The following is a 13,380-nucleotide window of genomic DNA, read 5'->3' as shown; positions in this document are numbered from 1 at the left end:
GGAGAATCCAGCCCACTGCCGGTTAGCCAATCAACGCCCTTCCAGTGAATCCAGACGGCTGTTGACCTGCAGCCGGTAGGCATCAAACGCCGCCACCGCCGCTTCCACATCATCCACACGGGAATCCAGTGTCGAAATCTTGCTCTGGGCTTTTTCCACCTTGTCCAAACCGTTTTTCAGGTTGGCTTGCTGGCGCTCAAGCTGCTTGATGCTGTCCACCAGCACTTCCACCCGGGTCTGCATTTGCCCGATCTGGCTCTGCCACTGATCGCTGCTTTTGTTCACAGCCGCCACAGCACTTTCCACCTGCTTTTTCAGCGCAGCGGCATCGGTGCTGATGCTTTTTAATTTACCATCCACACCGGCCTGCCCTTTTTTCACTTCTTTCACCGAAGACGACAGCGTGTTCAGCGCTTTTTTCTGTTCTGCAATGGCCGCTTTATTCCGCTTGTTGCTTAGATCCCACAACTTGCGAATTTCATCCTCATTGGCTTCCAGCTTCTTGCCGTGGGACTGAACCGTATCCAGCAGCTTGCCGGAGGACTGGTTGAGGCTTTCATCGGTCGCTGACAAACGGGATTGAAGGTTGCCCATTTTTTCGCTGGATTCCGTCAGCCGATTATCCAGCTGCGCCTGCAGGCCCGTCACCTGCTTATTGAACCAGACGCCCAACACGGCAATCAGTACCACCAGCACCAGGCAGGCCGCCATCCAGCCACCATTGCCGCCACCGGACGATGCCAGTTTCTGCGGTTTCGGCGCCGGCTTGCCGCCGCCGGGAGGCGCTTTTTTGCCATTGCCACCCGACGCCGCACGGGACGTGTTGGCTCGGGGTTCATCAACAGTAACCTCATTCAGGTCACCGAGATTGACTTCACGATCTCGCGTCATTCCAAAATCCTAATCCAGAGCCTCGGTTAATATGTTGCCAAGGTTCACACCAAAATACCGTTTACGGTCTCTACTTTTCGTTCAACCGATGTGCTGTCAGCCGCCGTATCACTTGTCCACTACGGCCTTATCGAATAGCGGTTGCTCAGTGGCGAAATAAATCATTTCACCCAGTTCATGTTTGCCTTCTTCATTTTTCACCAAGGGCAAAAAAATCACCCACGGCCGAACGTTACGGTGGTCCACTTCTGCCCACACACCCACGATTGTTTCGTCATTATCGTTGGTGATTTCATGGAGCCGAAAAAGGGCCATCAGGTCCACATCCGGTTGCTCATTGCCAATGGCGCGCAACTTGCCAAACAATGCCCGCGCCCATTCATCAGCCGGTGGCGCATCCTCTTTTTCGCCCGAATAGCCCACCGCTTGTACCGTTTCGCCAGACCGGATCAAGCCAAACGGGTACATGCCCCCGGAACGCTGAATTGCCTGCAAGGCCTGGCGGATACCCGCTTCGGCCAGGGCATCCATGGCCTGTTGTTCCGGGCTTTTTGCTGCTTCGTCAGCGCTCTTTGTTTGCGCTGCTTTTGTGTCACTGGCCTGCTCGGCAGCCATGGCCGGGTTCGCCCACAGCCCGGCAAGTAACATCACCAATCCAATAAAACGCATACAACACCTTGTTATTGTCATCATTATCCCGGGATTTGACCGTCATCCGGCCAACAAGATCCCGAGCTTGTCGGACGCTACCAAACTTACCCTTCTGCCGCCATAAAGACACAAAAAAGGCCGCAAAAGCGGCCTTTTTCATTGCCTGAACGGTCCCAGCGATGGGCCATCAGGCTTATGCAGCCCGGTTTAGGCAGCAAAGTTGCTGGCTGCGAAATCCCAGTTGATCAGATTCCAGATGGATTCCAGATACTTGGGACGGGCGTTGCGGTAGTCCACATAGTAAGCGTGCTCCCACACGTCCACGGTGAACAGCGGGGCCTGACCCTTGCCATGAGCAATCGGGGTGTCCGCATCGTCAGTGTTGACGATTTCCAGGCTGCCATCGCTGTTCTTCACCAGCCAGGTCCAGCCGGAACCGAAGTTACCGGTTGCCTTGGCGTTGAACTGGTTCTTGAACTCGTCGAAAGAACCGAACGCCTTGTCGATGGCTGCGCCCAGATCACCACTGGGAGCGCCGCCGCCGTTGGGGCTCAGGCTGTTCCAGTAAAAAGTGTGGTTCCAAACCTGCGCTGCCTGGTTGAACAGACCGCCTTCGGCGCTCTTGATGATTTCTTCCAGGGATTTGCCTTCGTTGTCGGTGCCGGCAACCATGTCGTTCAGCTTGGTCACGTAAGCGTTGTGGTGCTTGCCGTGGTGGTACTCAAGCGTTTCGGCAGAAATATGCGGTTCCAGTGCATTTTTCTCGAACGGAAGCGGCGGTAATTCAAAAGCCATAATTTGTCCCCTGACATCATGTTGTCCCATTGCTCACTGCAACGGGCCGAAATTCCCCGCAGACAACCTGCCGGTGGCCTGCGGCCAAACGATAATAACAAGCTACCGGTCGTGATCTCTACTGCGGGTACTGGCAGGTAAGGCATTGCCTTTCACTATCATAGACAAAACCTATCAATCGCCAGCGGCCCCCGTGACCGGCAGGTCCTTGTCAGATGGGGCGCAATGCCCTTGTTTCAAGTACAATGCGCCCCAATTTTTACGTTCCGCGGCGTTTCTTTTTCGTCTTGTGCGGTTTAGAGCGCCTTCAACTGTTTGGCAGGAGAAAAGCATGTCTGATGATGCAGTCGTCATTGTAAACGGTGCCCGCACCGCCATGGGCGGTTTCCAGGGTTCCCTGTCCGCTGTCAGCGCCCCGGAACTGGGTGCCGCGTCCATTCGTGAAGCGGTCGCTCGCGCCGGTCTGAAAGCCGAGGACGTGCAGGAAGTCATCATGGGCTGTGTACTGCCCGCCGGCCTGAAACAGGGCCCCGCCCGCCAGGCCATGCGTCTGGCCGGCCTGCCGGACAGCACCGGTGCCACCACCATCAACAAGCTGTGTGGCTCCGGCATGAAGGCCACCATGTTCGCCTACGATTCCATCAAGGCCGGCACCAACGACATCGTCGTGTCTGGCGGCATGGAATCCATGACCAACGCCCCCTACATACTGGAAAAAGCCCGTGCCGGCATGCGCATGGGCCATGGTCAGGTCATGGATCACATGTTCCTGGACGGTCTCGAAGATGCGGAAACCGGCCGCCTGATGGGCTCCTTCGCCCAAGAAGTGGCCGACAAGCGCAGCATCACCCGCGAAGACATGGACAACTACGCCATCGAATCCCTGAACCGTGCCAATGCCGCCGTCGATAACGGCTGGTTCAAGGACGAAATCGTGCCGGTGACCGTGAAGACCCGTAAGGGTGAAGTCGTGGTCGACACCGACGAGCAACCGGGCAACGCCAAAATCGACAAGATCCCCACCCTGCGCCCGGCCTTCGCCAAAGACGGCACCGTCACCGCCGCCAACGCCAGCTCCATCTCCGATGGTGGCTCAGCGCTGGTACTGGCTCGCGAATCCGTGGCCAATGAGCGCGGCCTGAAGCCGCTGGCCCGCATCCTCGCCCACGCTACCAACAGCAAGCACCCCAGCGAATTCACCATTGCCCCCATCGGTGCCACCGAAGCGGTGATGAAGAAGGTCGGCTGGAGCGTGGACGATGTGGACCTGTTCGAGATCAACGAAGCCTTCGCCATGGTGGCGATGATGCCGATGATCGATCTGGGCATCCCCCACGAGAAAGTGAACATCCACGGCGGCGCCTGTGCCCTGGGTCACCCGGTGGGCTCCACCGGCTCGCGCATCATCCTGACCCTGATCCACGCGCTCAAGCGCACCGGCGGCAAACGCGGTGTGGCCAGCCTGTGTATCGGCGGCGGTGAAGCGACCGCAGTGGCCGTAGAACTGGTGTAAAACGCCAGCTCTGGACGCTTGATGCCAGACGAAAACGGGGCCTTTAGGCCCCGTTTTTTGTTGAAAAATGACCAAGTACCGAGTTACGAGAAGCGAGTGACGAAACCCGTACCTCGCGATCCCCCTTGATTCCTCACCACCGACCGCCGCAACCGCGCTCGCCATCGACTATTAACAGTCCCGGCCCCGAAACATCCGCTTTCATTTTAAAACTCTGTTGCACTTTCCTGACCGGATTCGCCCTCTGTCGTATACGCAAACCCGGATTTCACCTGTACCCTGACCGGCTAGTCACCGTTTTGGGTTGGGCACAAGCCCGGGAGCACCATGTCAGCATTACCCGTTATTACCGCCATGGGCGGCATCAATGCAGCCGGCCGCAGTGCCCAGCATTTCGCTTTTCAGCGGCTTGTTTTCGATGCCCTGGATCACGCCCGACAGAACGACACGCTGAATGCGCTGTCCCGCCTCACCGGCAATGACAGCGAGACCGTGCTGGCCCGCACCCTGATCCGGGCGCTCCCCGACAGCCACCAGCTTCACGCCGCCCTCGCCGGCACCAGCGACGCCCCCATTACCCTGGAAATGCGCAATATGGACCTGCCCGACAGCCTGCCCCCGGGCTGGCAGGTCAGCGCCGTGGACAAGCGCCGCAGCCGCGTCACCCTGCCCGCCGGGCTGGGCCTGCGGGTGCCCCACGACACCCCGCGCCGGGTCAGCGCCGCCGGGCAATTACCGGACGGTTTTGACCCCGGCGCTCTCTACGCCTCCCGTAACCATCCCCGCGCGCTGCAAATGGCCATTTTTGGCATCAGTGATGCGCTGGGTGATCTGGGCATGGACTGGGCGCAGGTCGCCGCCCGGGTACGCCCGGATCAGGTGGCTGTGTATGCCAGCAATGCCATGTCGCAGATGGATGACAACGGCCTGGGCGGCGTCATGCGTTTCCCGCCCAACGGCCAGCGCATCACCTCCAAACAGGTGCCGCTGGGGCTGGGAGAAATGACCGCCGACTTCCTCAATGCCTATGTGCTGCACTCCGTCGGCACCACCGGTGGCATGCTGGGCGCCTGCGCGACTTTCCTCTACAACCTGGAAAAAGGCGTCCATGCCATTCGCAGTGGCCGGGTGCGGGTCGCCATTGTGGGCACCAGCGAAGCCCCCCTGGTACCAGAAATCATGGAAGGATACCGGGCCATGGGCGCACTGGCCGAAGACCAGGCGCTGGCCGCCCTGGACGGTACCGCCAGCGCCGACCTGAACCGGGCCTGTCGCCCCTTCTCGGATAACTGTGGCTTCACCATGGCGGAATCCGCCCAGTTCACGGTGCTGATGGACGATGCCCTGGCGCTGGAGCTGGGGGCCGATATTCTCGGCGCCGTGCCGGATGTGTTCATCCATGCGGATGGTGGCAAAAAATCCATATCGGCTCCCGGCGTGGGCAACTACCTGACTGTGGGCAAGGCTGCGGCCCTCACCCGCCAGCTGATCGGCGAAAAGGGCCTGCGCGAGCACAGCTTTGTGCACGCCCACGGCACCGGTACGCCGCAGAACCGGATCACCGAATCCGTGATTCTGGAACGTACCGCCAAAGCCTTCGGGATTGAGCATTGGCCGGTGGTCGCCATCAAGGCCTATGTGGGGCATTCCCTGGGCAGTGCCGGTGGCGACCAGCTGTCTGCCACGCTGGGCAGCTTTGCCCATGGCTGGCTACCGGGCATTCGCACCGTGGACCACATTGCCGACGATGTGCACCGCGATCACCTTAACTTCTGCCTGGAGCATCAACCCCACGATGCATTGCAGGCCTCGCTGATCAATTCCAAGGGCTTCGGCGGTAACAACGCCACCGCGGTGGCGCTATCCCACACGGTCGCCGAAACCATGCTGAAACAGCGCCACGGCCAACAGGCATTCGCCGGCTGGCAGCAGCGTCGCGAGGGAGTGCGTGAAGCGAAAGCGGGTTTCCGAGACCACTGCCTGACCGAGGCACCGAAACCGGTTTACCGCTTTAACGAAGGGGTACTGGGAGATGGGCACGTCACCCTGAGTGACAAGGCGGTGCAGTTAAATAACGGCCCAGTCATGACCTTTGATGACGACAACGGCCTGGCGGCTTACCAAATCAATCTCTAGCGCTGCTCGGATGGGAAAGGGTGAGTAACGAGGTACGAGTTTCGAGTTGCGAAAACCTTTCCCGGTCTTCGAAACTCGTACCTCGACACTCAGCATCCCCAGCCACTGAAGATCAGCGAATCTCCACCTCAAAGGCGGGCGACGCCCAGCCCTGCCTTGACGAAGGAGCATCAGCCGCCAGCGGGGCACCACCATAAATCACCTGCTGTGCATCACCGTATTGCAGCCAGGTTTCGGTGGGTGCGACACCTTCCCCGGGCTTGCTGTAATCGCATACCCCCTGCGGGAAAATGTCCGCCACCTGCTCGGCAAACCCTTGCGGGTCCAGCACAGTGGGGTAATCCGCCGGGTCCACGGGTTTGAGCTGGCATTTGTTGGTCAGGGTTTCAATGCTGTCGCCTGCCACCGTGCGCGGGGTGCCAAAGCGCGTCTGCACCACGGTCTGCTGCAGGCCCACCAAGGGATCGGTAATCGGCGATAACAAATCCGCCACCGTGCCCAGCAGATCGCCCACCACGGGGATATCGGACACCACCGGCAGTTCACTCAGGTCCAACCCGCAAACCTGACCGGTCAGCGCATCCACCACCACGCCCGCCTCTGCCGGCGCCGCCGGCAACAACGACAGGTCCAGCCCCGGCAGAATCGGGGTCGGGTACAACAGGTTACCGCTGAGCGGCACGATAGGGCCTTCCGGCCCCACCAGCGAAGACACCGACAAACAACGGTCACGGGCGTAGACCGGTTTGTGCTCACGGACTTTTTCTTCAATGCTCAATGCCGAGGCGTCCGCTTCAATTTGCGACAGCCACAAATCCATCACCAATAGCGCCTCGGTGGTATAAACCGTATCGCCAAACAATGGCGCCGGGCCGTACCAGATCACCTGGTTGTCCGCGTGCCCCTGGGTCTTTTCCAGGCGGGCCCGCATTTGCCAGGAGTGATAGGCATCGTGGGCGATCCCCGGGTCCGGGCCGCGCAGATCAATAATCGGTACATTGGCCAGGTGCTCGGCGGTGTTAATGGCACCGGTGCGGTAAGCATTGTGCAGCGCCTGACTATCGGCCACGGTGCGCTCCGGCTGATAGTCGATATCCACATTAAAGCCGCCAATTTCACGGTTCACTGTCAGGAACTGGTCACCGGTGATCACACCACTCTGCAGCGCCCGCAGGCCATATTGAACGCCCACGTTATCCAGCGGAATGCCCCCGAATCCCCGCGACAGCAATTGTTCGTTCGCAGACCACACTTCTGATGAGCGCAGCCCAAACTGGGACTTCATGTAATCCAGCAAGCCACAACGCAATCCATCCGGAGCGTCCTGGGCGTCATAGACGGTCACCCCGTCCTCCAGACCCGGGCAGCTTTCCTGGTCAGGATAGGCTGCCGGGAAAAAGGCCAGATCCGAAATCAGCGGATTCAACGGCAGATGGCCATAGAACGCGGACCATTGCGCAGCGGGAATCACCCCGGAACTCAACAACCGGGTGACCACATCCTGAAAGCCTTGCGGGTCGGAAGGCAGCTGATTGCCGAAATACTGGCTAAGCAAATTGTAATCGGCGAACTGGGTGGCCGTGGTCCACACATCCGGGTAGGAGCACTGCACGATCATGCCTTGATAAATGCCCGGATACGCATTAGCCACATGCTGCTGGGTGATGGAACCACCGGAACACCCCGTCCCAATGGTGTAACGAATTTCACCGTACTGCTCGACGATGCGCTCCTTGCCCATCATCAGCGATTCCGCCGCCGTCACCAGATTGCCGTTATGCCCCAGGTTACCCTGGGCGGTGGAGAGGGTCATGAAACCGCGTCCCAGGGCAGTGGTGATACTGTCACCCAGCAACAGCTCGGCGCCTTCCGGGGCCGTACCGGCGATATCACCTCGGGGAGGGTTACCCATGCCATAGCTCACGCCCACGTTACCGCCGTGGTGAATCAGCAATTTGCCGTTCCACTGGGGCTGCGGGTTCAGCGCGGTCCAGGGTTGATCCGGCTGGAACAGGGTCATGATCAGGTAGCGATCCCGGTTCTGCACGCCCTCTTCCATGCGCACGATAAAGGGCACCTCCACACCAGCATCCGTGGTGATCCGGGCAATGACCTCCTGGGCCGGTGGATTGGCCAGGTCGTAAGGTTGAAAGGCGCCGGGAATCCCCGGGTTCTCGGGATCAAAATTGGTCAGCAAATTCTGCAACTTGTCGGCGGGCACATACTTGAAGCTGTACTCAGCCGGCTGATTACACTGGGCATCCACCGCCGCCGCATTGGTGCATTGCCAGGGCTGAATCTGTGGCCCGGAAATTACCGGCCCCCCATTGGGGTGATTGATAATGATCCGTTCCAGCACGCTGTCATCCGCCAGCACCACGGTCAGCCGATTGCTGCCCAGCGCCAGGCCATTGATCAGGCCTTTCAGGGTACCGGCGTCAGTAGCCGTCAGTTGGTCGGTGACGGCCCTATCCCCCAGTGTCACCACCGCGCCTTCAAGCTGGGCCGCATCAGGGGTGATCACCTCCACCAGCGCATCGCCACCGCTGATCAGGTCTGCCCGGTTGGAAAGCACCCGGATTTCACCTTCCCCGGCAATCGGCTCAGCGGGCTCATTGGGGGTGGGCTCGGCAGGGGGGTTGCTGGTCACCGGCACCGACGATGAGCCGCCCCCGCCACAGGCGGTGAGCAAAAGGATCAGGGTGACAGGCATGGCAAACGCAGGCATTTTCATCGCAGGCTCCTCCCCGGGCGTCAACCGTTGGCGCGCCGGGATCAGCGTGGACCGCTGATTGTTCTTGGGAGTCTCTGAATAACCCCTTGCATGCTCAGTCTTTCAGGCTGGCTCGCCCCCTCGGCCGAGGTTAAGAGTGGCGCGATTTTGAAGGTGTCCCCTAACAGGGATCGAGATATGTCCATCCATCGACTCTTCACCTTCAACACGCAACAACGAGTGCGGGCCAGCCTGGAAGACCCGGAGGGCGCGGCCAGAAGGGCACATCTGCTGTGCTTTATCGCTAGGAAAGGGAGCCACCCTGTCCGTCGCGACACAACACAACAGCTGCACCCTTCTGGCCACGCTGAGTACGCAAGGGGTTGTTCAGAGACTCCCTTGTTAAGATCCGCACAATCCGCACGGGTAGACCTTGATTGTCAGAGAGATCCCGCCGCCACACTGTTGCGGTACGGTGGTGCCATAGTTACCGGCATGGCGGCATTCTTTTCAGAATGTTGCACGAATGTGCCACCTTATGAGGAAGGAATGCCAGGACCGCATGGCGCACACCCCATTAGCTGATAAGGTAGCCCCATCGAATGCACAGGACTGCCTATGACCCGCCTGAAACTCGCCCTGCTGATGCTGGTTGCCCTGACCGCCAGCACCGCCCTCTGGCACCGCTACAAGCCGCTTCCTCCGGGATTGAACGTGCAAGGGGAAACCCATGCGGTGCAGGGGCTCAAATTGCTGGTAGACGATACTTGGGAAAGCGGCAACGGTGGCGAAACCACGCGGCTTAGCCGGCAACATATCTTCGACGAATTCTTCCAGTTAATCGGTCAGGCGGAAAAACTCATCGTGGTCGACATGTTCCTGTTCAACGATTTTCAGGGCACCGCCAGCGAGACCGAACGGGCATTGTCCAGCGAACTCACCGACGCCTTGCTGGCCCGACGGGCCAGCCATCCAGCCATGCCAATCGTGGTCATCACCGACCCCATCAATACGCTTTATGGCGGGCTCCACAGCAAGCACCTTACGCGCCTGAAGAAAGCCGGCGTCACCGTCGTCACTACGCCTTTGCCGGCACTGCGCGATTCCAACCCCAGTTGGTCCGGCCTGTGGCGGGGGTGCTGTCAGTGGCTGGGCAATAACCCGGACCAGGGCTGGCTGCCCAATCCCATGGGGCCGGGACAGGTACCCCTTCGCAGCTACCTGACGCTGCTGAACTTCAAGGCCAATCACCGCAAGACCCTGGTAGTGGACGAAGGTGAACACTGGACCGGCCTGGTCACCTCCGCCAATGCCCACGATGGCAGCAGCGCCCACAGCAATATCGGCCTACGCTTTCAGGGCAATGCGGTCAAAGACCTGCTGGCCAGTGAACTGGCTGTGGCTGAGCTGACCGCCACCCAACTGCCCACACTACCCACCTTGCCAACACAACCGGCTGACCCGGCCGCCGACGCACGCCTGCAACTGCTCACCGAAGGCGCCATTCGTGATGCCTTGCTGGCAACCCTCAACCACAGCCAGGCCGGCGACCAGATTGATGTGTCCGTGTTCTATCTGTCCCATCGCCCGCTGATGGAGGCCCTGCTCGCGGCACAGCAACGGGGCGTACAATTGCGCGTCCTGCTAGACCCCAACAAGGATGCCTTCGGGCGTGAGAAGAACGGGATACCCAACCGCCAGGTGGGGAGTGAATTGCACAACGCCGGCATCCCGGTGCGCTGGTGCAACACCCAGGGTGAACAATGCCATACCAAGATGCTGCTGCGGCGCAGCGCCAACAGCGCCGAACTGATCCTCGGCTCCGCCAACTACACCCGGCGTAATCTGGACAACCTGAATCTGGAGAGCAGCGTGCGGCTGATCGCCGCCCCCGACCACCCCATCATGCAACAGGCCGGCGACACCTTCGAACGGCGCTGGGACAATCGTTACGACGAAAAACACAGCACCGACTATGCGGTGTATGCGGATGACTCGGTGTGGAAGTACTGGCTGTATCGGGGAATGGAATTCACTGGCTGGAGCAGTTTTTAGGGATAGACGCCGTAGGAGCGCCACTTGAGGCGCGAACGCTTAGGTCCGAGTTGCGAGAAACGAGGCACGAGGGAAAAAAGCTTTTCGAAACTCAAACCTCGTCCCTCACTCCTAATGCAACCCAGGTGCAAGCACGTTCTACAGTGGCAATAAAACGCTGGGGGTTATTCTGTCGCCGGAGATTCTTTCACTGGCCGATTGCGATGCCAGTCCAGGCCGGCGACAGCGCCGTTGATCAGCCAGGCCGCAGCCACCAGACCGCCCGCCATGGGCCAGCCCCAGCTTTGTGGCAACAACTCCGTGCCGGGAACAAACAACAAGAACAGTAGCGTTTCCAGCAGCGCCAGCAACACCGGCGCCACCAAACGGGCCGGGTAATGCAGCTCCACACCCAACCAACGCAAGCCCGCCGCGCCCATGGTCAGGCCTAGCCAGATAATAATAATGCCACCGATGACTACTGCCATTGCCGTCTCCCTGCCTGTTCAGTTCTGTCCGCCATAGAGCGCTTCGCGGCCGTGGCGCACTTCCATGCCTTCGCGCACTTTTTTTGACAAACCACCCACCACCAGCGCAAAGGAATGATCGATCATGCGCTGGATTTCCCCTTCAGGAATGGAGCCATCCAGTTTGATCGTATTCCAGTGTTTCTTGTTCATGTGGTAGCCGGGTAGCACGGCGGTAAAGATATCCCGCAGCGCCAGGGCCTGATCCGGATCGCACTTCAGATTCATGCGCCCTTCACCGCTCTCTTGGCCCAGCGTTGCGAACATCTTGTCGCGCACTTTCATCACCGCCACATCCGGGCCAAAAGGATAATCCTCCATCGCTTCGGGCTTGCCGAGAAGATATTGGCGAGCGGTATCGACATCCATGTCCACCTCGTTTCAAATGCGGATTCCATTGCCCGACCCGTAGTAAAACGGCCATGTTTAGCCTGGATCAGGTTCTTCGATTTTCGCTGTTAACTATTCACTGTTAACTATTAATTGCCTTCTCATATTTCCCGGGTTTCGCGGAAACGAATGTCCGGGTGACGTTCCTGGGCCAGTTGCAGGTTAACCCGCGTGGGTGCCAGGTACGTCAGGTGCCCGGCACCGTCACGGGACAGATTGTCATAGGCCTTGCGTTCAAAGGCGGACAGCTCTTTATCGCTCTCGGCTTCCACCCAGCGAGCCGTGGCCACACTGACCGGCTCATAACGGCAATCCACCCCGTATTCGCCTTTCAACCGCGCCGCCACCACATCGAACTGCAGGGTACCCACCGCACCGAGAATCACATCGTTATTGCGCAGCGGGAAGAACACCTGGGTGGCGCCTTCTTCTGCCAGCTGGGTCAGCCCTTTGTGCAGCTGCTTGCTCTTGAGCGGATCGTTGAGCACCACCCGCTGGAACAGTTCCGGAGCGAAGTGCGGAATGCCGGTAAAGGCCAGCTCTTCGCCTTCGGTGAAAGTATCACCGATCTGAATGGTGCCATGGTTATGCAGCCCGATAATGTCACCGGAGAAGGCTTCTTCCACATTATCGCGCTCACCGGCCAGGAAGGTCAGGGCATCGGGAATGCGCACATCCTTCCCGGTCCGCACCTGCTTGAGCTTGATGCCCTTTCGGTAGGTGCCGGAACAAATGCGCATGAAAGCAATGCGGTCCCGGTGGCGGGGGTCCATATTGGCCTGAATCTTGAACACAAAGCCGGTCATCTTGGGTTCATCGGCCGCCACGGTGCGAGCCGTCGCATCGCGGGGCTGGGGCGGCGGCGCCCACTGCACCAGACCATCCAGCATATGATCGACACCGAAGTTACCCAGCGCGGTACCGAAGAAAACCGGAGTCAGCTTACCGGCCAGGAAACGCTCCAGATCGAACTCGTGGCTGGCGCCCTGCACCAGCTCCAGGGTATCGCGCAGCTCCCCGGCGTAGTCAGCCCCCACGGCCTCATCCAGCTCGGGGTTATTGAGCCCTTTGACCTCACGCACGTCCTGCACGGTGTGGCCCTGGCCGGTCTTGTACAACACGGTGGTGTCAGTGAGCAGGTTGTAGACACCCTTGAAGCTCTTGCCCATGCCAATGGGCCAGGTGATCGGCGCGCACTCGATATTCAGCACGTCCTCGATTTCATCGAGCACGTCGATGCCATCACGCACATCCCGATCCAGCTTGTTGATAAAGGTGAGAATCGGGGTATCACGCAGGCGACAGACTTCCATCAGTTTGACGGTCCGCTGCTCCACACCCTTGGCGGCGTCGATCACCATCAACGCCGAATCCACCGCGGTGAGGGTGCGGTAGGTATCTTCAGAGAAGTCCGCGTGGCCGGGGGTGTCCAGCAGGTTGACCGTGGCGTCCTTGTAGGGGAATTGCATCACCGAGGTGGTCACGGAAATGCCCCGCTCCTTCTCCATCTCCATCCAGTCGGAGGTGGCGTGCTTGCCGGACTTCTTGCCTTTAACGGTGCCCGCGCTCTGGATCAGGTTTCCGTACAACAACAGCTTTTCGGTAATAGTGGTTTTACCGGCGTCCGGGTGCGAAATGATCGCGAAGGTGCGGCGCTTGGCCACCTGGTCTTGCAGGCTCATGGTACTCAATCTCTGACTGGGTATTTCGAGGGCGCGAGTATAACAGCC

Annotated in this window: 10 protein-coding genes; 3 read left to right on the top strand and 7 right to left on the bottom strand. The window is 59.6% G+C overall.

The window, feature by feature from the left end:
- Window positions 1-30: 30 nt before the first annotated feature.
- The 3 genes from ADG881_RS15055 to ADG881_RS15045 all read right to left on the bottom strand — a co-directional run bounded on the left by ADG881_RS15055 (window position 31) and on the right by ADG881_RS15045 (window position 2,337).
- A complete protein-coding gene (locus ADG881_RS15055) occupies window positions 31-891 on the bottom strand; it encodes a hypothetical protein (RefSeq protein ID WP_007150951.1) in 861 nt (286 codons plus the stop codon).
- Between the two features lie 108 nt (window positions 892-999).
- Window positions 1,000-1,560, bottom strand: coding sequence for a hypothetical protein (locus tag ADG881_RS15050; protein ID WP_007151403.1), 561 nt, complete (start codon window positions 1,558-1,560; stop codon window positions 1,000-1,002).
- Window positions 1,561-1,749: 189 nt separating this feature from the next.
- Window positions 1,750-2,337, bottom strand: a complete 588-nt coding sequence (locus ADG881_RS15045; protein ID WP_007151159.1) for a superoxide dismutase — start codon at window positions 2,335-2,337, stop codon at window positions 1,750-1,752.
- 331 nt (window positions 2,338-2,668) lie between these two features.
- On the opposite strand from ADG881_RS15045, the gene ADG881_RS15040 reads away from it, so the two are divergent.
- Window positions 2,669-3,850 carry an acetyl-CoA C-acyltransferase gene (locus ADG881_RS15040; protein ID WP_007149674.1) on the top strand — a complete coding sequence of 394 codons (1,182 nt, stop codon included), beginning with the start codon at window positions 2,669-2,671 and terminating at the stop codon, window positions 3,848-3,850.
- A gap of 327 nt (window positions 3,851-4,177) precedes the next feature.
- Window positions 4,178-5,986 (top strand): beta-ketoacyl synthase, encoded by a 1,809-nt coding sequence (locus ADG881_RS15035; protein WP_007151534.1) that lies wholly within the window; start codon window positions 4,178-4,180, stop codon window positions 5,984-5,986.
- 112 nt (window positions 5,987-6,098) lie between these two features.
- Here ADG881_RS15035 and ADG881_RS15030 read toward each other — a convergent pair whose 3' ends face one another.
- A complete protein-coding gene (locus ADG881_RS15030) occupies window positions 6,099-8,720 on the bottom strand; it encodes a DUF6351 family protein (protein WP_007151547.1) in 2,622 nt (873 codons plus the stop codon).
- Between the two features lie 597 nt (window positions 8,721-9,317).
- On the opposite strand from ADG881_RS15030, the gene ADG881_RS15025 reads away from it, so the two are divergent.
- Window positions 9,318-10,754 carry a phospholipase D family protein gene (locus ADG881_RS15025; RefSeq protein WP_007151018.1) on the top strand — a complete coding sequence of 479 codons (1,437 nt, stop codon included), beginning with the start codon at window positions 9,318-9,320 and terminating at the stop codon, window positions 10,752-10,754.
- A gap of 164 nt (window positions 10,755-10,918) precedes the next feature.
- On the opposite strand, the gene ADG881_RS15020 is transcribed toward ADG881_RS15025, so the two are convergent.
- The 3 genes from ADG881_RS15020 to prfC form a co-directional block, all read right to left on the bottom strand.
- Entirely contained in the window at window positions 10,919-11,221 is a 303-nt protein-coding gene (locus ADG881_RS15020) for a hypothetical protein (RefSeq protein WP_007148785.1), read from the bottom strand.
- An 18-nt stretch (window positions 11,222-11,239) separates the two neighbouring features.
- On the bottom strand, window positions 11,240-11,629 hold the full coding sequence (locus ADG881_RS15015) for an MmcQ/YjbR family DNA-binding protein (protein WP_039926921.1): 390 nt from the start codon (window positions 11,627-11,629) through the stop codon (window positions 11,240-11,242).
- Window positions 11,630-11,751: 122 nt separating this feature from the next.
- Window positions 11,752-13,341 (bottom strand): peptide chain release factor 3, encoded by a 1,590-nt coding sequence (gene prfC, locus ADG881_RS15010; protein WP_369699529.1) that lies wholly within the window; start codon window positions 13,339-13,341, stop codon window positions 11,752-11,754.
- Window positions 13,342-13,380: the final 39 nt, after the last annotated feature.

The sequence above is a fragment of the Alcanivorax sp. DG881 genome, from assembly GCF_000155615.1.
In the GTDB taxonomy this organism is placed as follows: Bacteria; Pseudomonadota; Gammaproteobacteria; order Pseudomonadales; family Alcanivoracaceae; genus Alcanivorax.
This window is presented reverse-complemented; position numbering and strand designations above follow the sequence as displayed.